The following is a 23,242-nucleotide window of genomic DNA, read 5'->3' as shown; positions in this document are numbered from 1 at the left end:
CTGAGCTTTTTCAACTCTTTCTATTATATACACTTTTTCCTACTTGTCAACTAGTTTGATTTGTTTTTCTGAAATTTTTTTACTGGTTTTCATAGATTAGTTTTTATAAATAAGAAAGAGAGGATATAATTATATCCTCTCTTGTATTTCGTCTACTAATATTTTAGTTTTCTTCAGCCATTTTTGATTTGACTTCATCATATGATAGGGCACGTGATTCCTCTTCTACTGATTCAGGCATTTTTCCTGTTTCGTAAAGAGATTTAATTTGTGTACTATCCAATGTTTCATATTTCAACAAGGCTTCTGCAATCAATTTATGCGTTTCACGGTTTGATTGAATGATCTCAGCCGCTTTATTACGTGCTTCATTCAATAAAGCTCGAACTTCTTCGTCAATTTCGTAAGCAGTACGCTCTGAAATTGTTTTTTGTGGGGATTGAGCACCAAACATAGCATGATTACCTTCATACTGTACTGGTCCAAGTTTTTCACTCATTCCATACTCAGTAACCATAGCACGCGCCATCTGTGTAGCTTGCTCAAAGTCGTTCGATGCACCTGTTGTTTGGACATTGAAGATAATCTCTTCAGCAACGCGTCCACCCATCAAACCTGCTAATTGCTCTTTCATGTCTTCTTTAGATAGTAACATTTGATCTTCTTTTGGAAGAGCAATCATGTAACCACCAGCACGACCACGAGGAACAATTGTTACCTTATGAACGACACGTGCATTGGACAAGACCAAACCGACAATTGTGTGTCCTGCCTCATGGTAAGCAACCATTTCACGTTCTTTTTGAGAAACAGTCTTATCTTTCTTAGAAGGTCCTGCAATAACGCGATCTTCTGCCTCATCAATATCAGAAGCATCAATGACTGACTTATTGCGACGAGCTGCAACTAAGGCTGCCTCGTTCAATACATTTTCCAAATCAGCTCCAACAAAACCTGGAGTTTGTTGAGCAACCAATTTCAAATCAACATCTTCTGCCAAAGGTTTATTTCTAGCGTGGACTTTTAGAATTGCTTCGCGTCCTTTAACATCAGGACGTCCAACCAATACTTTTCTATCAAAACGACCTGGACGAAGAAGGGCTGGATCTAGAACGTCTGAACGGTTTGTTGCCGCAATAACGATAATTCCTTCGTTTCCTTCAAAACCATCCATTTCAATCAAGAGTTGGTTCAAGGTTTGTTCACGCTCGTCATTACCTCCGCCTAAACCGACACCACGTTGGCGACCAACAGCATCGATTTCATCAATAAAGATAATGGCTGGTGCTGCTTTTTTAGCGTCCTCAAATAGAGAACGGACACGGCTTGCACCGACACCGACGAACATTTCTACAAAGTCAGAACCTGAAATACTAAAGAATGGCACGCCAGCTTCTCCCGCAACTGCTTTAGCAAGCAATGTTTTACCAGTTCCTGGAGGTCCTTCTAAGAGAACACCAGCTGGGATACGAGCGCCTAATTTTGTAAAGCGTTTTGGGTCTTTCAAGAATTCAACAACTTCAACAAGTTCTTGTTTTTCTTCTTCAGCACCGGCAACATCTGAAAAGCGTACTTTGATATCTTCTTTATTAGCAGCCTTAGCTTTACTACGTCCAAAACTCATTGGATTACGTCCGCTATTTCCACCCATATTTCCCATCATAGAAAACAAGAAGAAGAATAAAATAGCAAATGGTACTACTGAAACTAGGATGTTAATCCACATACCACTTGAGCTCTCATGCTTAACTTCAACTTGTGTTTGGTGTTCACTTGCCAGTTTCTGTAAGTCCGCTACAGTAGTATCCGATGGAAGAATAATACTTGTAAATTTCTCTACTTTTGTTGCAGAAGGTGTGAAAAACTGAATACCTGTTTCCGGTTTTTCTGTTTTAGCAGTTTTATAAACACCCGACACTTCAATAACACTGCCACTTGGCTGATAGGTTATTTCTTTTACATTGTCATTAGTGATTTCCTGCACCAATTCTGAGTATTTAATTTGTTGGCTATGACCAGCAGCTCTTCCAGCGAAAAAGTACTGAAATCCCGTTACTAACAAGAAAATCATCAACAAATAAAGAAATGGATTTTTTATAAAACCATTATTTTGTTTTTGCATTCAACAACTTACCCTTCTATTTTGAGTAAACTTCCTCTTTCAATACACCTACATAAGGAAGATTACGATAGTTTTCATTATAGTCTAAGCCATAACCTACAACGAATTCATTTGGAATTGTAAAACATGTATAATCTGCTTCGATTTCTACAGTACGACCTTCTGGTTTATCCAGCATAGTAACAATCTTAACAGATGCTGCTTCTCTTGCAGTAAACATATCTCTCAAACTTTTCAAGGTTTGACCAGTATCAATAATATCTTCTACAAAGACAATGTGTCTACCTTTAACATCTTGAGTTACATCTTGTTTGATATTGATGACACCACTACTTACAGTTCCACCATGATAACTAGAAACCATCATAAAATCCATTTCAAGATGAGTGTCGATATATTTGACTAATTCAGCCATAAAAGGAATAGATCCTTTTAAAATTCCAACTAAAATCGGATTCTTACCTTCATAATCTTTTGTCAATTGAGCACCTAACTTCTTAGCTGCTTCTGTAATTTCATCTTGCGAAATCATAATTTTCTTGATGTCTTGTTCTAACATGATTTTACCTATCTATTTTTTCTATATAAAGTATAGTGTTCATTATATCATTTTTCATTTTTATACTCAAATCACTGAGTTCAATTCCTAAAATTGAACAAATCTTTCCGAATTGCTCAACAATAATCGCATTTTTTCGTTTTTCTGCTGGAATTTTTAAATCAATAAAAAGTCGCCTTACTTTTTTTCGATGACCATTTATTATCAAATAATCACCTGGCTGTCGATGCCGCAAAATCAATGATGTTTCACGGGAAACATTTATTTGTTGAACATTTTCACCTTTTAGAGGAATTCCAAATGAAAATAGAAAACCTTCATAATAAACTTGATTTTGATAGTTTAACACACACTCACTACTTTTTTCATCAGACTTTGGTCTGATTTTACCAATTTGAAAGTGCTGGTATTCTTTTATAAGTTCATAACCATTTTTTATACTATGGCGATATTGACTCTTAGTTTTTAAAATATGATGAATTTCTTGAAATTGTTCTCTTGTTATATTTAAATCAGCAAAACGACTAAGGTATTGTTGTAGTAAAACTCCTTGTGTTGCTTCACTAAAAGATAAAAACTTAGTTAAATTTTCCACATTAACCGCTTGAGATAATTCAGCCAGAGCAATTTGATAATCAGAAACTTCTTTTCCAAACTCTAAAATTGCTTTTTTTACCTGAATATTTTCTTTTTCTAACTGTGGCAGATAGAGGTTGCGAATACGATTACGAAGATAGTTATTCTCTTTATTCGTTGAATCTTCAAAATGCTCAATTTCAGGAAAATCCTTCTTATAAAAAGACAACAAAGGACGAATTAACTCTCCCTTATCAAACGTTTGTTTTTCTTTAGTAGCTGATAAATGGTGTAGTCTAGCACCTCTAATCAATCGCATAAAGATTGTCTCAACTTGATCATCTGCATGATGAGCTGTTACAAGAGCTGTAGATGAAGTTTTCTCCATCACTTCTCTAAAAAATTCATAGCGAAATTGACGAGCATTCGCTTCTGAAAAATCTCCAGTAAAACAAGCTACATAAATTGGAACTCCAGCTTGTTCAGCTAATTTTCTTAATTCATTTTCTTCCTTATCTGACTCTGGTCGTTGTTTATGATTTACATGAGCTAAAAACAATTCAAGACCAAGTTCTTTTTGATAGGTCAAAAGAAGTTGAAAAAGAAACATCGAATCCAATCCACCAGACAAGGCTAGAACAACTCTTGAATGTCTTTCAAAGTAACCTTTTTCTAGAAAATGATTTAAAAAATCTCGGTCTCTCATTTTAGGACCTCGTAGACATCCTTAGCAATTTTAGAAATGGTATCGTAATCAGAATTTTTGGTAAAGATTGAAATAACGAAAGGAGAATCTGTATAGACTATTCCCACATCGTGTTTAAATTCATCTGCATCCCCAATTTTATGGGCTACCTTAGCAGAAATATTCTTAGCAATCCGCTGATTATCAAAAGATGTTTGTGAAAGAGATTCTAAAACAAAACCATTTTGATTGTAAATAGATTCCATAACTTGACCAGCCATTTTAGCTGAAGCCATCTTATCTGTCACATCCCACTCTTCACCTGCGATAGTAGTCATCTCTGTTTTAAAGGCTTCATCTGATTTATTCGTAATATAATAAGCAAGAATATTATGAGCTACATTGTCAGATTCTTTTGCAGTTTTTGTGATTAAATCTTTGATTGTGTATTCTTTATTGTCCGCTGTTTTAGGGAGACTTCCACTTCCTTCCGGTTTATAAGAGCCAGGGAAATCATTAACTTCGGAAACATACTTCAATTTCGTGTCAAGTTGGTAATCACCTTGATTGATTTTTTCCTGAACAGAATAAAGATAAGGTAATTTCATAACACTAGCAGCGTACATTTTTTGATTTTCATTAATACCAGCTTCCTTACCTGTACTCAGTTGTTTAACATAAATAGAAAACTGTTCATTTTGATAATTTGCAGACAGTAACTCTTGTACTTTCTGGATACGATTATCATCGGTAGAAATATAATCCGTCGAAATCCAACCTTTTTGCTCGATATGTAAGAATTCACGACCTTCAGCAAAAATAGACATATCTGCTTCAACCACTTGATATGGTGCTAAATCAGACCTTAGTTCTTGTTGATCATAAGGACTATTATAGACGACAAATCCAGGTTCTAACCATACTCGTTTTGAGAAATTATTGACGATGGAGCTATCGTATAAAAGTCGTTTATCAGCCATCACAAATTGATTATTAGACAATTTAAAGACTGGCTGTCCTTGTTTATTTAATCGCCATTCTGTAACTGTTAATGTTGTTTCAGCATTTACTTTACCTGATTCATTAATCAGGTCTTCTGTGGAATAAACAGGCGTCTCACCATAAAATTTTGGAGATTCTATAGTATCTTGATAATAAAAATGATACGGAGCGTGAGTTAAGGAATAAACTTCTTGTTTTGGAATAATAACTTGATTCTCAGTGCTTACTACTTGTACACTTTTTAGGAAAATAGGAAGTAGTAATATCACTAAAAATTTACGCATTCTTTTTCCCCTCTTCTTCTTGCAATCGTAATAGATGATTCTTTTGAGCTAACTCATCTAATTTTTCATCTGATTGACTTAAAAATTGTTCAACAATTTCTAATAAATTTTCCATTTAACATTACCTAGGAAGCAAGTCCGGAATTGTATAAACTTCCTCCCATGTTTTTGAATAATAATATTTTGCACGGGAATATTTAGCAGCATAGGATTCGTCTTTTAACTTCGTTGCTAAACTAGCTTCTTTATCCTTTTCATCGCTCAATTCCTGATATTGTTTGTTCAAATCAGCTAGTTGCTGGCGACGTGTTAGTAATTGTTGATAACTTTGCGCTAAATTATAAGTTGGTAAGATAAATAACAACATAATTAAAATCAAAATCCAACCCATAAAACGATTCCGTTTTTGACGTTCTTCCATCATGTACTTACGACGTTGGTATTCATTTTGAATAAAAGAGTTATTCATTTGGACTATTTTTTTATACATCGTCTTCTACCCTTGTTTCACTGATAATTTCATACATTCCAGCTGCATCTTCTTTTTTTGTGCTATCTTTCATTTCTAGCACTTTCACAAGCAACAACTTATTTCCAAAGCGAATTTCAACCTGATCGTTGACTTTTAAATCTGTTGAACTCTTCGCAAGGATTCCATTTACCTTGATTCGCCCTTTGTCTGCAACTTCCTTAGCCACTGTACGGCGTTTAATAATTCGTGATACTTTTAAATATTTATCTAATCTCATCTTAATACCTCAAATTATTATTGTACCATTTTTATCCCTTTTATAGAAGAAAAAAGGTAACTCCTAATGTGACTCTTTTGACTCTTTTATGTTTGCTAATGTTTCTCCGAAGGTTAAAAGACCTTCTAAAATCTCATAATCTTTTTTATTTCGAATATCAAAAACAACTTCTATCAAACCTTGATTCTCAGAAATGTTAGCCTTCAAACTTGTCTGTGAGAGGGCTTGGAAATAATCTTGAGTTAAGAATAGTTGTTGAGATATCTTTTCAAATTGAATCACAAGCTTATTATCTCTTCTTTCAACACGATTGACAAAGACTTTATCAAGATAAGCTTTAGCTAATCCAATTTCTAAGAGGTAAGCAACTACATCTGGATACTCTCCAAATCGGTCTATCAACTCATCTTGTAATTCTTCGTAGTTGACACGGTTGTCAATTTGACGAATTCTCTTGTAAATTTCAATTTTATGTCGTTCATCTGAAATGTACTCATCCGGAAGATAAGCATCAATTTGTAGAATTAACTCAGCATTTCCTTTTTCACGTTTCTTAGCAGTTCCATTTTTCTTAGCAATTGCTTCTTCCAGTAATTGAGAATAGAGTTCAAAACCAACAGAATCGATAAAACCTGACTGCGAACTTCCTAAAAGATTACCCGCTCCACGAATAGATAAATCGCGCATAGCGATTTTGAAACCAGAACCCAATTCAGTGAAACCTTTGATAGCTTCTAATCTTTTCTCAGAAACTTCTGTCAATGATTTATCTGGTTGATACATAAGATAGGCATAAGCAATACGATTACTACGACCAACCCGACCTCTAAGTTGATACAAGGTTGACAATCCCATGTGATCTGCATTTTCTATAAACAAGGTATTTGCATTTGGAATGTCTACCCCTGTTTCAATGATTGTTGTTGTTACTAAAATATCATATTCACCTTCAATAAAGTCAAGTAGTGTATTCTCCAAACGAATTTCACTCATTTGACCATGAACAAAACCAATAGAAGCTTCTGGAATCAGTTCTTGTAACTCTGAAACCTTCTTTTCAATCGTGTCAACTTTATTGTAAAGATAGTAAACCTGACCACCACGATCAATTTCTCTCAATACAGCATCACGAATGACACGATCATTCTGTTCAAGGACATAGGTTTGTACAGGGTATCGATTTGTTGGAGGAGTTTCGATGACAGATAAATCTCGGATACCTAACATAGACATATGAAGAGTTCGAGGAATCGGTGTAGCTGTCAAGGTTAAGACATCAACCTTCTTTTTTAATTCCTTGAGTGCTTCTTTATGCTTGACACCAAAACGCTGCTCCTCATCGATAATGATCAATCCTAAATCAGCAAATTCAACATCTTTAGATAAAACGCGATGAGTTCCTATCAAAATGTCTACTTGTCCTTTTTTCAATTTTTCAAGTGTCTCAGTCTGCTCTTTTTTACTTCTAAAACGACTCAAAACATCTACATTGACAGCAAATTGCTCAAATCTTTCCTTGAAATTACTATAATGTTGCTGAGCCAAAACTGTAGTAGGTACTAAAACAACAACCTGTTTATGATTATTGACAGCCTTAAAAGCAGCTCTCATTGCTACTTCTGTCTTACCAAAACCAACATCTCCAACTAAAAGTCGGTCCATCGGTTGAGGAGCTTGCATATCCTTCTTAATTTCTTCAATACTTCGAAGTTGATCTTCAGTTTCAACATAAGGGAAAGCCTCATCAAAAGCAACCTGATCTTCATCATCTTTTGAAAATGCATATCCTTTGAGTTGACTTCTCTCGGCATACAGTTTAATTAAGTCATCTGCAATATCTTCAACTTGATTTTTAACTTTTTGCTTCGCTTTTTTAAAACGTCCATCGTTTAATTTATTTAACTTTGGAGCCTTACCATCACTAGAAACATATTTAGAAAGAGTCTGTATCTGCTCTACAGGGATAGAAATTCGATCTCCATTTTGATATTGGACACTTACGTAGTCTCTATGAATTCCTTTTATTTCAATCGTTTCAATACCTAAATATTGACCAACACCATGGATTTGATGAACAACATAATCTCCTTTTTGTAGTTCACTGTAATCTTTTAATCGTTCAGCGTTGCTAATATTTTGTCTGCGATACTTGCGTTTAATCTTCTTTTTAAAAATTTCATATTCAGTGATGAATACAAGATTCTCATCTACAAAATGAAAACCATGACGAAGATTTCCTTCAATAAGGTTGACAGATGCTTTACAGACTTCATTTCCATTACTATTATCAACGTTAATGCCATATTCATCAAGAATCGTTGACAATTTCTTTAGTTCAGTTTTGCTACTTGATTGAAGAACAATCGTATACTTCAATTTTTTATAACGTTCAATTTCTTCTTTCAGAAAAGAAAACTGATTAAAGAACTCCTGCATTGGATATTGATTAAATTGATAAAGATGATCAAATTTTAGATTTCCAAGACCCTTTTGAAAATTCGAAAAGAAACTCGCTGGTACATATTTTTTTAATTGACTTTCTACATCAGAAAAATATTGTAAATTTGACACAACTTTACTATTGTGTAAATCTTCTGTCAAGTAACTAGCTGTTTCCTTATCAAAAACATCATACTGATTGATAATTTTTTGAAAATCATCAAAGATAATAGGAACTTGATTCAAATAGTCTATCAATGTCCACTGTTTTTTATAAAAAACAGATAAAAACTTGCGAATATCTGCATGAAGAACTTGCTCTTTCGTACAACTAAAAACTTCTTCTAAGTAAGACTTTAAAGTTGGAGAAATAGCTTTATCAATCTCATGTTCTAAGAATTTTTGACCACGATGATAATCTTCATCAGTTAGCAAAATATCACTAGCTGGATAAATCAAGACTTGAGATTGACTATCTTTTGATAATTGAGTTTCAGCATCAAATTCTCTAATCCCATCAATCTCATCACCAAAAAATTCTATTCGATAAGGAGATATTTGAGAGGTTTCAAAGATATCCAGAATATCTCCTCGAAGACTAAACTCACCTTGACTTTGAACTTGTGTAACTTTTTTATAACCAAGAGAAATCAAGTGATTTTTTAGTTCACTTTGTTCACATTCTTGGCCAATTTCAAGCTTTAAAATACTATTATCAAAAACTTGAGGATCTGGTAAAAATAAGCGACTAGCTGCTAGGTTACAAACTAAAATCCCTTTTTGAGACCTATCTCTTAAAAAACGCAAAGCTTCGACGCGAGAAAAAATCTTTTCTTGTGACGATACTAAAAATTCTACCATTGGTGAATCATCTACTAAGAATGGATAAACTAAATCTGAACCTAAGATGGAAATTAAATCATTGACCAGACGTTCAGCCTCTCCATAAGTCGAAGTCATTACTAAAATTTTGTCCTGATTTTTTGCACTACTTGCAATAGCCAAAGACTTTCCTGAACCAGAAAGACCTAATAGTAATTGTCTTTGTTTGAGAGATAAATGCTCATTCCATGAATGTATCTGCTTATTCTCTAAAAAGAAATCGATTAATGACATTTCTTTACCCATTATATTTCTGCATTGTTTTTTCAAAGTTATTCTCTTGTAAATAATAGTTTACAGCGTCGTCAACTTTGTCAATTGACTGTAAAATACCAATATAATCTTCTTGATCAAACTTACTCAAAACATGATGAACCACTGACATTCCTTTTTTAGGTCTTCCAATACCAATCTTTACACGATTGAAAACCTGTGTACCAATATGTTGAATAATTGACTTGATTCCATTATGGCCACCAGCTGAGCCTTTAGCTCGAAGACGAATTTTTCCAACTTCCATGTCAAGATCATCGTAAATAATGAGTAAATCTTCAATATCTAAACCATAGTAGGTTAATAAAGCATGAACTGCTTTTCCACTTTCATTCATAAAAGTAGTCGGTTTCACCAGATAAATTTTTTCACCATTAAGGAAAAATGAAGCTAACTCGGCTTGGAATATCTTATCGTGTGTAAAGGTGACGTTCTGTTTTTTTGCTAGTTGATCAATCAGCATAAAGCCAACATTATGTTTAGTTTCAAAATATTTATCTCCTGGATTTCCCAATCCCACAAGTAGTTTTGTCATTTATTTTTCCTTTCAAAAGCCAAAAGGGTTGGAATTTTTTTCCAACCTAATTGACACTATTTAAAATGTTCATTAAACGTTAAAGCGGAATTCCATGATGTCGCCATCTTGAACGACATATTCTTTCCCTTCTTCACGCAAGCGTCCAGCTTCTTTTACAGCCTTTTCAGATCCGTATTTAATCAAATCATCATAAGACATCGTTACTGCACGAATAAATCCTTTTTCGAAGTCAGAGTGGATAATACCAGCTGCTTGAGGAGCTTTCATACCTCGTTTAAAGGTCCAAGCACGAACTTCTTTTTCACCAGCTGTGAAGTAAGTTCCAAGTCCTAATAGATGGTAAGCAGCTCGAGTCAACTTATCCACACCAGATTCTGTCAAACCAATGGCTTCAAGAAACTCTTTTTTATCTTCATCGTCTAACTCAGAAATTTCTTCTTCAGCACGCGCAGAAATGACCACCACCTCTGCATTTTCTGTTGCTGCGAATTCACGGATTTGCTTCACATAATCGATCGAATCTGGATCTGCAACCACATCCTCATCCACATTTGCTACATAAAGAACTGGTTTAGTGGTCAAGAGGAAGAGTCCTTTAACTACTTTTTGTTCTTCATCTGTGAATTCAATGGTACGAGCTGATTTTCCATCTTCAAGAACTGGTTTAATCTTTTGAAGAACGTTAAATTCTGCAACAGATTCCTTATCTTTTTGCGTACGAGCCATCTTTTCCACACGCGCATAGCGTTTATTCACAGATTCTAAGTCCGCAAGAATCAACTCTAGGTTAATGGTATCAATATCTGCTAATGGATCTACAAAATCATCTTCACGACCTTGCTCACGCATGACATTTTCATCATCAAAGGCACGAACCACATGAACAATGGCATCAACTTCACGGATATTGGCCAAGAATTTGTTCCCAAGACCTTCACCTTTAGAAGCCCCTTTGACAATCCCTGCAATATCTGTAAATTCAAAGGTTGTTGGGACTGTTTTCTTAGGAGTAATCATTTCCGTCAATTTTTGGAGGCGTTCATCTGGAACTTCTACCATCCCAACGTTTGGATCAATGGTTGCAAATGGATAGTTTGCAGCCTCTGCTCCTGCTTTTGTAATTGCATTAAATAGGGTTGATTTACCAACATTTGGCAAACCCACGATACCTGCTGTTAAAGCCATAATTTCTCATTCTCCGTTCACATTTCAATATTCATTATTATAACACAAAAAGGGAAAACTTGCTAACCCTCTAACTTCTTGCCTTTAGTCAATGATTTTACTCATTTTTCTTTCAAAATCATAACGACTCATCATAACAACGTGATCACAATTGCTGCATTTTATCTTGATATCTGCACCTAAACGTGTGATTTCCCAACGATTGGCTTTTTTACCTGTAGACTTGATTGTACAAGCGTGTGGTTTTTTCATTTCAACAAAATTTCCAACTTGATACATACTACTCTCCTTTTCATATTTCTGATTATATCATAAAAGAGGTGAGCTAGGCTCAACCTCTTTCTATTAATTTGTACGAACTGGTGTAATCAGCTGCATGAAATCTTCATCTGTGTCAGCTGGTACCAAAGTAAAAGGACGAACTGCTGAGATGAAGCTGATTGTTACCTTTTCACTATTCAAGGCTTTTAATGCTTCAATCAAGTAAGTTGGGTTAAAGCTAATCGTTAAATCTTCACCAGATACAGCAACTGTATCGATTTCTTCATCTACTTTACCAACTTCTGGAGAATTTACATGTGCTGTAACTACTCCTTGTTTGATTTCTAATTTTACAGTTCCATTTTGAGTAGCACTTGATAAAAGACGAGCACGTTCCATAGATTGACGTAAATGAACAACATCAAAAGTCACTGTCGTATTAAAGTCGGTTGGAATTAAGCGATCTGTATCAGGATAATTACCTTCTAAGAGGCGTGTATAGAAGCTAATATTTTCGCTTCTAAAGAGAATTTGATTATTTGCAAAGAAAATCTCTACTGTTTCAATATCGTCCGTAAAAACAGCTGAAAATTCGCGTAGAGAGCGACTTGGGATAACAACATCAAAATTATCACTATTTTTCTCAAGAGTTAATTTTTTCTGGCTCAGACGATGTGAGTCTGTTGCAACTGTTTTTAATTCTTGATGATTACTCAAAACAAAGTGAACACCAGTCAAAATAGGACGACTTTCTTGTACACTAGCTGCAAAGGCAGTTTCGTTGATAATCTTCTTAAGAAGTTTTGTTTCAAGAACTAAAGGATTACTTGCAGCGATTTCCTGGATACGTGGATATTGTTCACTATCTTTACCTTTAAGGGTAATCTCTGATTTTCCACTTGTTAATACAATCTGATGTTGCTCGATCTCTTTGAAATCAAGAGTCACATCTGGAAGACTTGATACTACATTGATAAAGAATGAAGCTTCTAGAAGGATAGAACCTAAAGAGTTAATCAAAAGACCTGCATTTTCATCTTTTTGAGAAATGAAGTTTTCAATTGAAATTTGACCATTAGATCCAATTAATGTAATTCCTTCGTTTGTCACATCGATTTTGATCGTTGATAAAACAGGAATAGCATTTTTAGAACTAATAGCACGTTTTGTAATATTTAATGATTGCAGGAATAGATTTTTGTTAATTGAAAAATGAATCATGGAATCTCCTTTATTTATTTTTATTATTAGAAGGTTAATAGTAATAGTAGGCTGTGTGAAATTTGTGGAAAACCTAGTTTAGTTTAGAAAATTTAAGAAGTTACACTTGTTTAAAAGATGTGTATAAATTAGTAAAAATGTAAACACTTATCCACAAGTTATTTGATTTTCTTTTTGATAGTTTCGATTTCTATACGTAATTTATCATCCGTTTCAATCATAGATTTGATTTTTGCATGAGCATGAATGACGGTCGTATGATCTTTACCACCAAATTCTTTTCCGATTTTTGGAAGGCTATTATCTGTCAGCTCTCTAGCTAGATACATAGCAACTTGACGAGCTAGAACAATATTCTGAACACGTCTAGTTCCCTTCATCTCCTTAACGCTGACATCATAAAAGTTTCCGACTTCCTCTTGGATTTTTTCAATCGGAATAACAGTCATGGTGCTAACACTTTGTTTTCGAGCACGTATAGCCTCAGATGCGATATCCACAGTTATCGTGTTTATTTGTTTGACTTTAGCCATGAGACTAATATCTTTGAGCGCACCTTCTAGTTCACGTACATTAGAGTCAAACTGGCCAGCCAAATATTCGATTGTGTCAGGTTGAAAATGATAATCAAGATCCTCTGTTTTACTGTTTAAAATAGCAATACGAGTTTCAAAATCTGGAGGAGTAATATCCGTTGTTAATCCCCATGAGAAGCGCGTGACAAGACGCTCAGGTAAATTTTCTAGTTGTTCTGGTCTGCGGTCACTCGTTAAAACAATCTGTTTATTATTACTGTGAAGTTTGTTAAATGTATTAAAAAATTCATCCTGAGTTTGTACTTTATTTCCACTAAGAGATTGAATATCATCAATAAGAAGGAGATCTAAACTTCGATAGGTTTTTTTAAAATTATCCATATCATTTAGCCTTAGATGATCTAAAAATTCATTAATAAAGCTTTCAGCAGGAATGTATTTAACACGCGCATTAGGATTTTTTTTGAGAATTTCATTTCCCAGAGCATTGAGTAAGTGAGTTTTTCCTAAACCGGGTCCTCCATATATAAACAGAGGATTATAAGTTAGTCCAGGATCTTCTGAGACGGCTAAAGCAGCAGACTTAGCCCAAATATTTCCATCACCTTGGATAAAATTATCAAAAGTATAAATATCTCTTAATCCTGTTTCTGAATAAGGAATAGATTTTTCAAGTTGTTCCTGTTGGTGATTACTGTTTTCAATATTACTTGCTACATCGGAGGTATTAGAATCTTCCTTAGTTAATACATATTGGGCTTTTATTTCAGTGTCGTAGATTTGGAAACCGACAGCTACAATTATATCATTGAGTTTTGTACTCCAAACCATTTCCATTTCAGATCTTGGTAAAAATATAGTAGCTACATTTCCCTCGACCTTTATTAATTCAGCAGGTGTCACGTAGAAATCAAACATTGATCGTGTTAATCTTTCTTTAGCTAATTCTAAAATCTGATTCCAAAATTGTTTTTCTTTCAACAACAAACTCCTCCTTTTCTAAATGGTATAATCTTAAACACTATTTTATCATATAGCAAGCATTTTTTCCACAACTTGTGAAAAACAATCCACAATGTTTAAAAGATTTATCCACAAGTTGTGGATAAAAGGTATAAATTTTGATTTTACTGATTTTTCCTCTACTAATTTAGTGGATAAGTCTGTGATTTGAGAAAAATAAAATAACAGCCTTATTTCAGGCTGTTAATAAAACGTTGGTACTCTTCTTGATTATGAAAAGAAATGGTTATTTTCCCAGCTTCCTTCTTTTGGAGGCGAATCTGAACATCTAATCCCAGTAATTTTTTTAAATTTTCTTCTTCTTCTTTGATAAAGTGATCTTTTTCTTTGATTTTCTTCTTATTTTTTTCTTCTTTAAGTAGATACTCCACCTGCCGAACTGATAAATCCTCTGTCTGAATGCGATAGAGTAATTTTTTTTGTTCGTCAGTAGATAGTTGAATCAGGAGCCTAGCATGTGCTTGAGACAATTTTCCAGCTTCTACTTCGGTTAAAATAAAATCAGGGAGTGTTAGCAAGCGAACAAGATTGGTAATATATGGTCGTGATTTCCCCATTTTTTCAGCAATGTCTGCATGAGTATACCCTTTATCAATTAAAGATTGATAAGCTTTCGCTTCTTCAATCGGATTCAAGTCTTCTCGCTGTAAATTTTCAATGATAGAGTGAATCATCATGTCCTGATCAGATAAATTTTTGATGATTACAGGAACTTCTGATAGCCCAGCTGCTATCGATGCCCGATACCGTCTTTCTCCAGCTAGGATTTCGTATCCAATAACTGGAGATTGACGGACGATAATTGGTTGAATTAATCCATTTTCTTTAATAGATTGGGCAAGTTCTTCTATTTTTTCTTTTGAGAATTCTTTACGAGGTTGGTAGGGATTTTTTTGAATATCACTGATACGAATTAGTTTGAGTTCTTCCATATTTCTACAGTATCACATCTTTGATATTCTGTAAAGTAGGTTTACAAATATGTAAACTATTGATTTAAATCACTTGTACTTTTATCTAGCTTGATTGTAGTTTTCTCTTCTTTACCATTACGGTAATAAGTTACAGTTATTTCATCACCAATAGAGTGATTGTAAAGTGCATTTTGCAATTCAGTAGTAGATGAAATCTTGGTATCATCTACTTTTGTGATGACATCATATTGTTGTAAATGTCCGTTTGCAGGCATATTCTTTTGAACAGAGCGAACAGCGACACCAGAAGTAACATTATCAGGAAGTTTTAATTTTTGTAGATCGGAAGTGCTAAGGTTTGTCAAATTAACCATGTGGATACCAAGAGCAGGTCGAGTTACTTTTCCATCTTTTTCCAACTGTTTGATAATATTCTTAACATCATTTGCAGGAATAGCAAAGCCGAGACCTTCTACAGATGTTCCACCATTAGAGGCAATTTTACTTGATGTAATACCGATAACTTGTCCCTGGATATTGATCAAAGGACCTCCAGAGTTACCAGGGTTAATAGCTGTATCTGTTTGGATGGCATTTGTTGAAATAGCTTGGCCATCTTCAGATTTCAAAGAAACGTGTCTGTTTAAACTTGATACAATCCCTTGTGTAACTGTATTTGCATATTCTGACCCTAAAGGACTACCAATTGCGATAGCTGTTTCCCCAACAGATATTTGACTTGAGTCACCAAACTCAGCTACTGTAGTAACCTTCTCTGAAGAGATTTTTACTACTGCAATATCAGAATAGGTATCAGAACCAATAATTTCACCTGGTACTTTTGTTCCATCTGCTAGACGAATATCAACTTTTTTAGCTCCACTAATAACGTGAGTGTTAGTTACAAGATAAGCATCATCCCCATCTTTTTTATAGATGACACCAGAACCTTCACTGTTAATTTGTTCAGTATTTGAATCTGTATCAGTATCATCAGTTCCAGCAAAACCACTTTGAGAGTTTCCTGAATAAGTGATAATAGAGACAACTGCATCTTTAACTTTATCTACAGCCTGCGTAGTAGAATTTTCATTATTTGAAGCTGTCTTAGTGACTGCTGCACTATTTTGTTCTCCATTTCCTTGTTTTTGGTTGAATTGAAGAACAGTCAAACTTCCTAAAAGACCACTAAAAAAGCTGATGAGAATAATTAGTAAAAGTTGTCCGATTTTTTTTGAAATATTTTGTATTTTTTTCATAGATTCCTCCATGTTTGATTTATTAGCAAAAGTATAAGATTATTAACTTAATTCTAACTTAAAAAACTTAAGTTTTCAACAATCTGTGGATAATTGTTGAATATTTGTGAATTTATTGTGTTTTTCACCTTTTTCATTTGTGAATAAGATGTGAATAGAGTATGATTATGATAAAATAGAAGCATGAAAATTAAAATTGTAACAGTAGGAAAACTAAAAGAAAAGTATCTCAAAGATGGAATTGCAGAATACTCTAAAAGAATATCTCGATTTGCTACCGTAGAAATGATTGAATTAGCTGATGAAAAAACACCAGATCGTGCCAGTGATTCTGAAAATCAGAAGATTTTAGAGTTAGAAGGAAATCGAATTCTTTCCAAAATTGGGGATAGAGAATTTGTTATCGTTTTGGCTATTGAAGGGAAGACCTTATCTTCTGAAGAATTTAGTAGCCAATTAGAACAAGCTTCTATTAATGGTTATTCAACTTTAACCTTTGTTATTGGTGGGAGTTTAGGGCTCTCTCATCAAGTAAAAAAGCGTGCGAATCTATTTCTTAGCTTTGGTCGTTTAACTCTACCACATCAATTAATGCGCCTCGTTCTTATAGAGCAAATATACCGAGCTTTTACTATCCAACAAGGTTCTCCATATCATAAATAGGATTGACTATTCTCGATTATTTTGATAAGATAAACTAGTTAGGTCTCATAGCTCAGCTGGATAGAGCATTCGCCTTCTAAGCGAACGGTCGCAGGTTCGAATCCTGCTGGGATCATACACTAGATGTAACGCTGGGGAAACCCAGCGTTTTTTGTAAAAAATGACAGTTCAGGTACAAAAATGTGCAGTTGAGAATGAATTATTTTAAAATGAACTCCGTTTTGTATAATAGGCTTGTAAGTTAATTTACAAGAAAAAACAATAAAGGAGAATTTAATATGGAAAAAACAGTTAAATTAGAACAGTTCAAAAAACTTACAGAAAAAGAATTACAGGAAATTCAAGGTGGGGATAAAAGATTAACTTACTTTATTACTAACCTTTTTCCTAAAAGGAAAAAATAGAAAACATTGTAGATTATAGGGAGACATAATGGATTTATTAAAAATATTCATAGTTATTCTTCATATTTTTATTTTAACAAATAGCTATAAACTAATTTGTAGAGCAACAAAAAAAGAAAGATTTCTATTCATATGTTGGATTTTTATATTGCAGTCCATAGTTGAAATTTTCTTTTATTTTGTTTTTTTACATGGTTTAGGTTTAGAAAAACTAATGTTTCCCTTTATTATATATGTTTATCTAATAGGAATAAAAAAGTATGATAAGTACAAGGCTATTTTTATCAGTCTACTATTATCTTTATTATATCATAGCACTCATACTTTTTTATCAGTAACTTTATCTTCCATAACAGGTGATTCTTTTGTAACAAAATATGAAAATTTCTTCTTTTTAGTAGTATTATTACTAACTTATTTTGCTATAAAAAAAATTATTACTTATTTTCACCTTGAACTTAATTATTTTGACAAAGACTACCTCTATCCATTTCTTAAGAAAGTTATACTTGCTTTCTTTGCTTTACATGTTCTATCATTCATTTCAGATATGGTGAGCACTCATACGCATTTTAACAGTTTTGGTAGTATTTTAGCAACAATTGTCTTTATTTGTTTACTGCTAATCTTCTTCGCAATGAATTCTCATAAGGTAGGAGTTGAAAAAGAAATAGCCCTAAAACAGAAAAAATTTGAACAAGAACATTTACAGACTTATACAGATGAAATTGTTGGTTTGTACAATGAAATCCGTGGATTTCGTCATGATTATGCAGGTATGCTTGTCAGTATGCAAATGGCTATTGACAGTAGAGATTTACAGGAAATTGACAGAGTTTACAATGAAGTTCTAGTTAAAGCTAATCAAAAATTACGTTCAGATAAGTATACATACTTTGATTTAAACAACATAGAAGATTCAGCTTTAAGAAGTTTAATTGCGCAATCTATTGTATATGCACGAAATAAGAACGTAGAGTTTACACTAGAAGTAAAGGACACTATCACAAAATTGTCAATCGATTTACTTGATCTTGTTCGTATGATGAGTGTTTTGTTGAACAATGCTGTTGAAGGTGCTGCAGAAAGTTATTTGAAACAAATGGAAGTTGCAGTGATTAAGATGGATTTGGAAACAGTTATCGTGATTCAAAATTCGTGTAAAATTACCATGACACCTTCAGAAGATTTGTTTGAACTAGGTTTTTCTACTAAAGGGAGAAATAGAGGAATAGGACTTAATAATGTTAAAGAAATTTTAGGTAAGTATGAAAATATCATTTTAGAAACAGAGATGGAAGATAGTACGTTTAGACAGATTATTAGATTTAAGAGAGAGTTTGAATGAAAGTATTAATTTTAGAAGATGTTATTCAACATCAAGTCAGATTAGAAAGAACCTTGGATGAAATTTCAAAGGAATTAAATATTCCTATTTCTTATAAAACAACAGGTAAAGAACGAGAATTTAAGGAATATATCGAAAATGATGAATTAAACCAACTTTATTTTCTAGATATTGATATTCATGGAGTTGAGAAAAAAGGATTTGAAGTCGCACAGTTTATTCGTCACCACAATCCCTATGCAATTATCGTATTTATCACTAGTAGATCAGAATTTGCTACCTTAACTTACAAATATCAAGTATCAGCCTTGGATTTTGTTGACAAAGATATCAATGATGAATTATTTAAGAAACGTATTGAACAGAGTATCTTATATACCAAGAATATGTTACTTGAAAATAAAGATGTTGTGGATTATTTTGACTATAACTACAAGGGAAATGATTTGAAAATTCCCTACCATGATATTTTGTATATTGAAACAACAGGAGTATCTCATAAGTTAAGGATTATTGGTAAGAATTTTGCCAAAGAATTTTATGGGACTATGGCGGATATTCAAGAAAAAGACAAAGATACGCAAAGATTTTATTCCGCTCATAAGTCATTTCTTGTCAATGTAGGAAATATTAGGGAAATTGATCGAAAAAATTTAGAAGTGGTTTTTTATGAAGATCATCGTTGTCCGATTACCCGTCTCAAGGTTCGGAAATTAAGAGATATTCTGGAGAAAAAATCTAAAAAGTGATTGACAATTAGTAAGAAATTGATATAATGGTTATATCTGCTACAGATAGATGGTCCGTTGGTCAAGGGGTTAAGACACCGCCTTTTCACGGCGGTAACACGGGTTCGAATCCCGTACGGACTATATTATCCGCCATAGCTCAGTTGGTAGTAGCGCATGACTGTTAATCATGATGTCGTAGGTTCGAGTCCTACTGGCGGAGTCAAATAAAAAAGAACACCAATGGTGTTCTTTTTTGTCTCTAGTTTGAATCTCCTAACATTTTCATAAGAAAGTCTGTTATTTCTTGCGGGCTTTCTTTTTTTCCATGAGCAATCCAAGTTTGGCATACACCAAATAGTGCATTTGTTAGATAGATACTACTATACTCTAACTCAATCTCGTTTAAATTTAATTGCATAAATCGTTTCTGGAGATCAGTACTGAGCAGAATGTGCAGTTTATTTCTCAGGAAATTTTGTATTTCTTTTGTACCATTTTCAGATAGAAGAGCAGCTAGTAGCGGTTCAGATTCTAAGTATTCAAATACTTCTAGGATAGCATCTCTTTTATGATTTGCGTGTTTTTGGAAAATGTACTCAAAAGTATGAAATAGCTTACTTTGGTAGTGTTCAATCATATCATACTTATCTTTATAGTGGGTATAAAAGCTAGAACGACTAATTCCGGCTTTTTCTGCTAGTTTAACAGTGCTAATTTGATCAAATGGCTGTTCAGTTAATAATTGAACCATGGCGTTCTCAATAGTACGTTTGGTTTTTAAGCGTTTGTTGCTCTCTTTCATATTTCCTCCTTATGAACAAAAATAGACAATGTGTCCAAATATAATTATTTTAACTTGTAAATCAGATTTTTTAATGTATAATCTATTATATCAAAATTTTAGACAATATGTGTAAAAAAGGAGACAATATGTTTAAAGAATGGAAAGCAATTTTTAAAAAACCAACCTTTATCATTGTAATGATAGGGATTTCTCTTATTCCTGCTTTATACAACATCATATTTTTATCATCTATGTGGGATCCATATGGGCAATTATCTGAGTTGCCTGTAGCGGTTGTTAATAATGATAAGGAAGCTTCTTACAATGGAACTACAATGACCATTGGAGAAGACATGGTGTCCAATTTAAAGGAAAATAAATCATTAGATTTTCATTTTGTCAATGAAGAAGAAGGTCAGAAAGGTCTAGAAGACGGTGCTTACTATATGGTAGTAACTTTGCCAAGTGACTTATCTGAAAAAGCAGCTTCTGTTCTAACAGACCACCCGGAACAAATGACCATTAACTATCAAACTTCTAGTGGGCATAGCTTCATCGCAAGTAAGATGAGTGACTCTGCCATGACACAGTTAAAACAGACTGTTTCTGCTAATGTAACCGAAACCTATACGAAAGCTTTATTTCAAAAGATGGGAGATTTAAAATCTGGTTTAACGAAGGCTGCAGATGGCAGTGAACAATTGGCCAACGGTGCTAGTCAGTTAGTTGTTGGAAGTCAGACATTATCTTCAAATCTTGATACTTTAGCCAACTCAAGTTTAACTTTTTCTAATGGCAGTGAACAATTTACAAAAGGGTTGACAACATATGTCACAGGAGTAAACCAACTAAATGTTGGGTTAGGAACATTTAATGATGGTTTACAGAACTATACAAGTGGAGTTTCACAGGTTGATAGTGGACTTAATCAATTATCTTCAAAAACTCCTGAACTAGTAGATGGTGTCAATCAGCTAAATACAGGAATGAAGACATATGCAGGAGGGGTTTCGCAACTGAATACAGGTCTCAATCAATTTTCAGTTGGTGTCAATGCATATACAAGTGGTGTTGACAAACTATCTGTTGGGACAAATCAATTATCTAGTCAATCAGATTCATTAAGAGATGGTATTACTCAATTAAATAAAGGGATTAAAGAAATTTCTACTCAATTGAATACGACATCTCAACAGAAAGAAGATATAACCCAGTTAACTACTAGTTTAGATGAGTTGAATAAAGCACTTCAAGCTGTAACTATATCAGATAATATTGAACTTAAAACGACAATATCTAATGACTTAGCAACTATATCTACTCTCGCTCAAACTATTGTAACTAATAGTCAATCAGAACAAGCGAGAACTCTTACCAATCTCCAAGCAACAGCAACTTATCAAACTCTCACTGACACTCAGAAAAAAGAATTGACTGAAGCTGTTTCAAATAATTCTAATTCTACGATTGATTCAGCAAAAGAAATTTTAACATCAGTAGGAAACTTAAAAGTAAGTTTGGAAAGTGTAAACCAACCAGTCTCCAACCTTTCTACTTTACAGACGAAAGCAAATCAAGTATTGCCTGTGGCTTCAAGTTCTTTGACATCGATGTCAAGTGGATTTACACAGTTGCAAAATGCTGTTGACAATCAGTTGGTTCCTGGAAGTCAATCAATTGAAAATGGAGTTAATGAGTATACTAAAGGGTTGGATACTATCTCTTTAGGTGTAAACCAACTAAGTGAAAAGAATACAACTTTAACAACAAGTTTAGATCAATTGGTTTCTGGATCAACCAAGTTGACAGAAAAATCTTCAATCTTGACAACTGGTTTGGATTCGCTAGCTGGAAAAACTCCAGAATTAGTAATAGGTATTGAAAAACTCTCATTTGGTTCTAGTCAATTAAACAGTAAGAGTTCAGACTTAATTGCAGGTCTTGATAAAATACAGTTAGGTTCTAATCAATTAACAGATAAATCAAATCAATTACTTTCAGCTAGCTCTCAATTAGGAAGTGGTGCAGAAAAAATTGCAGACGGTGCTGGGAAATTAGCAGATGGCGGTGTAACTTTAACTGCTGGTATAGAAAGTTTACAAGTAGGAGCTACAGAGCTAGGAAAAGGATTAAGTAATGCTAGCAATCAACTAAAATCAGCATCAACAGAGTCCAATAATGCAGAAATATTATCTGAGCCTTTGAGTCTTTCAAAAACAGATAATGATCAAGTTCCTGTAAATGGAATTGCTATGGCTCCTTATATGATATCAGTCGCCCTCTTTGTTGCTGCATTATCAACAAATATGATTTTTGCTAAATTACCTTCAGGTCGTCATCCTGAAAGTCGCTGGGCTTGGTTTAAATCACGCTTTGAAATAAATGGAGTCATTGCTGTGTTAGCAGCTGTCTTAGTCTATGGAGGAGTTCATCTTATAGGTCTAACGGCAAATCATGAAATGAGAACCTTATTCTTAATCATTATCGCAAGTTTGACCTTTATGTCGATGGTAACTGCTTTAACGACATGGAATAGTCGTTTAGGTGCTTTCTTCTCTCTTATTTTGTTATTATTGCAATTAGCATCAAGTGCAGGAACTTATCCACTTGCTTTGACAAATGATTTCTTTAAAGCGGTCAATCCTTGGTTGCCAATGAGTTATTCAGTTTCAGGATTGAGACAAACAATTTCTATGACAGGGAATATGCATCATCAAGTAATTTTCCTTCTTGTAACGTTAGTTCTATTCATAGGATTAGGTATGCTGGCTTATCAACCTAAGAAAATGGACGAAGATTAGATA

Annotated in this window: 21 protein-coding genes and 3 tRNA genes; 8 read left to right on the top strand and 16 right to left on the bottom strand. The window is 33.8% G+C overall.

Going from position 1 to position 23,242, the window contains the following annotated elements:
* Positions 1–163: 163 nt before the first annotated feature.
* The 15 genes from ftsH to htrA form a co-directional block, all read right to left on the bottom strand.
* Positions 164–2,122: an ATP-dependent zinc metalloprotease FtsH gene (gene ftsH / locus AC3E9F_RS07020; protein ID WP_263394210.1), complete on the bottom strand. Its 1,959-nt coding sequence runs from the start codon at positions 2,120–2,122 to the stop codon at positions 164–166.
* A gap of 16 nt (positions 2,123–2,138) precedes the next feature.
* A complete protein-coding gene (gene hpt, locus AC3E9F_RS07015; RefSeq protein ID WP_004250918.1) occupies positions 2,139–2,681 on the bottom strand; it encodes a hypoxanthine phosphoribosyltransferase in 543 nt (180 codons plus the stop codon).
* Between the two features lie 4 nt (positions 2,682–2,685).
* Complete coding sequence (tilS, locus tag AC3E9F_RS07010; RefSeq protein WP_263394209.1) at positions 2,686–3,963, bottom strand: tRNA lysidine(34) synthetase TilS; 1,278 nt, start codon at positions 3,961–3,963, stop codon at positions 2,686–2,688.
* The gene (locus AC3E9F_RS07005; protein ID WP_263394208.1) at positions 3,960–5,228 is read right to left on the bottom strand and encodes a serine hydrolase; all 1,269 of its coding nucleotides are present in this window, start codon (positions 5,226–5,228) and stop codon (positions 3,960–3,962) included. The genes tilS and AC3E9F_RS07005 overlap by 4 nt, the downstream gene beginning before the upstream one ends.
* Positions 5,221–5,343 (bottom strand): SP_0009 family protein, encoded by a 123-nt coding sequence (locus tag AC3E9F_RS07000; RefSeq protein WP_251938627.1) that lies wholly within the window; start codon positions 5,341–5,343, stop codon positions 5,221–5,223. Before AC3E9F_RS07000 ends, AC3E9F_RS07005 begins: the two co-directional genes overlap by 8 nt.
* A 6-nt stretch (positions 5,344–5,349) precedes the next feature.
* Positions 5,350–5,718, bottom strand: coding sequence for a septum formation initiator family protein (locus AC3E9F_RS06995; protein WP_263394207.1), 369 nt, complete (start codon positions 5,716–5,718; stop codon positions 5,350–5,352).
* Positions 5,711–5,977, bottom strand: coding sequence for an RNA-binding S4 domain-containing protein (locus AC3E9F_RS06990; protein WP_263394206.1), 267 nt, complete (start codon positions 5,975–5,977; stop codon positions 5,711–5,713). Before AC3E9F_RS06990 ends, AC3E9F_RS06995 begins: the two co-directional genes overlap by 8 nt.
* 63 nt (positions 5,978–6,040) lie before the next feature.
* Positions 6,041–9,544: a transcription-repair coupling factor gene (gene mfd, locus AC3E9F_RS06985; RefSeq protein WP_263394205.1), complete on the bottom strand. Its 3,504-nt coding sequence runs from the start codon at positions 9,542–9,544 to the stop codon at positions 6,041–6,043.
* On the bottom strand, positions 9,537–10,106 hold the full coding sequence (gene pth, locus AC3E9F_RS06980; protein WP_263394204.1) for an aminoacyl-tRNA hydrolase: 570 nt from the start codon (positions 10,104–10,106) through the stop codon (positions 9,537–9,539). Before pth ends, mfd begins: the two co-directional genes overlap by 8 nt.
* Positions 10,107–10,178: 72 nt before the next feature.
* Positions 10,179–11,294, bottom strand: coding sequence for a redox-regulated ATPase YchF (gene ychF, locus AC3E9F_RS06975; protein WP_263394203.1), 1,116 nt, complete (start codon positions 11,292–11,294; stop codon positions 10,179–10,181).
* An 84-nt stretch (positions 11,295–11,378) separates the two neighbouring features.
* Complete coding sequence (locus tag AC3E9F_RS06970; protein WP_004250933.1) at positions 11,379–11,573, bottom strand: DUF951 domain-containing protein; 195 nt, start codon at positions 11,571–11,573, stop codon at positions 11,379–11,381.
* A gap of 66 nt (positions 11,574–11,639) precedes the next feature.
* Positions 11,640–12,776: a DNA polymerase III subunit beta gene (gene dnaN, locus AC3E9F_RS06965; protein ID WP_263394202.1), complete on the bottom strand. Its 1,137-nt coding sequence runs from the start codon at positions 12,774–12,776 to the stop codon at positions 11,640–11,642.
* Positions 12,777–12,934: 158 nt separating this feature from the next.
* Positions 12,935–14,293: a chromosomal replication initiator protein DnaA gene (gene dnaA / locus AC3E9F_RS06960; protein WP_263394201.1), complete on the bottom strand. Its 1,359-nt coding sequence runs from the start codon at positions 14,291–14,293 to the stop codon at positions 12,935–12,937.
* A gap of 212 nt (positions 14,294–14,505) precedes the next feature.
* Positions 14,506–15,267 carry a ParB/RepB/Spo0J family partition protein gene (locus AC3E9F_RS06955; protein ID WP_263394200.1) on the bottom strand — a complete coding sequence of 254 codons (762 nt, stop codon included), beginning with the start codon at positions 15,265–15,267 and terminating at the stop codon, positions 14,506–14,508.
* Positions 15,268–15,323: 56 nt separating this feature from the next.
* A complete protein-coding gene (gene htrA / locus AC3E9F_RS06950; RefSeq protein ID WP_263394199.1) occupies positions 15,324–16,508 on the bottom strand; it encodes a serine protease HtrA in 1,185 nt (394 codons plus the stop codon).
* 183 nt (positions 16,509–16,691) lie between these two features.
* Between htrA and rlmH the strand changes: the two genes are divergently transcribed.
* The 7 genes from rlmH to AC3E9F_RS06915 all read left to right on the top strand — a co-directional run bounded on the left by rlmH (position 16,692) and on the right by AC3E9F_RS06915 (position 19,874).
* On the top strand, positions 16,692–17,171 hold the full coding sequence (gene rlmH, locus AC3E9F_RS06945) for a 23S rRNA (pseudouridine(1915)-N(3))-methyltransferase RlmH (protein WP_263394198.1): 480 nt from the start codon (positions 16,692–16,694) through the stop codon (positions 17,169–17,171).
* A gap of 41 nt (positions 17,172–17,212) precedes the next feature.
* Positions 17,213–17,286 (top strand) — tRNA-Arg (locus AC3E9F_RS06940).
* Positions 17,287–17,449: 163 nt separating this feature from the next.
* Positions 17,450–17,575, top strand: a complete 126-nt coding sequence (comC, locus tag AC3E9F_RS06935) for a competence-stimulating peptide ComC (protein ID WP_006149099.1) — start codon at positions 17,450–17,452, stop codon at positions 17,573–17,575.
* 28 nt (positions 17,576–17,603) lie between these two features.
* Positions 17,604–18,923 (top strand): competence system sensor histidine kinase ComD, encoded by a 1,320-nt coding sequence (comD, locus tag AC3E9F_RS06930; RefSeq protein ID WP_263394197.1) that lies wholly within the window; start codon positions 17,604–17,606, stop codon positions 18,921–18,923.
* A complete protein-coding gene (gene comE / locus AC3E9F_RS06925; protein ID WP_195184452.1) occupies positions 18,920–19,672 on the top strand; it encodes a competence system response regulator transcription factor ComE in 753 nt (250 codons plus the stop codon). The genes comD and comE overlap by 4 nt, the downstream gene beginning before the upstream one ends.
* 51 nt (positions 19,673–19,723) lie before the next feature.
* Positions 19,724–19,795: transfer RNA gene (locus AC3E9F_RS06920), tRNA-Glu, on the top strand.
* Between the two features lie 5 nt (positions 19,796–19,800).
* Positions 19,801–19,874: transfer RNA gene (locus AC3E9F_RS06915), tRNA-Asn, on the top strand.
* Between the two features lie 39 nt (positions 19,875–19,913).
* Here AC3E9F_RS06915 and AC3E9F_RS06910 read toward each other — a convergent pair.
* Positions 19,914–20,456 carry a TetR/AcrR family transcriptional regulator gene (locus AC3E9F_RS06910; protein ID WP_214262866.1) on the bottom strand — a complete coding sequence of 181 codons (543 nt, stop codon included), beginning with the start codon at positions 20,454–20,456 and terminating at the stop codon, positions 19,914–19,916.
* A 128-nt stretch (positions 20,457–20,584) separates the two neighbouring features.
* Between AC3E9F_RS06910 and AC3E9F_RS06905 the strand changes: the two genes are divergently transcribed.
* Positions 20,585–23,239, top strand: a complete 2,655-nt coding sequence (locus AC3E9F_RS06905; RefSeq protein ID WP_263394196.1) for a YhgE/Pip domain-containing protein — start codon at positions 20,585–20,587, stop codon at positions 23,237–23,239.
* The last annotated feature ends 3 nt before the right edge of the window (positions 23,240–23,242 follow it).

Source organism: Streptococcus sp. SCPM-O-B-15277 (M60) (assembly GCF_058200335.1).
The sequence above is the reverse complement of the archived record's forward strand: the minus strand, read 5'-3'. Positions and strand labels throughout refer to the sequence as shown.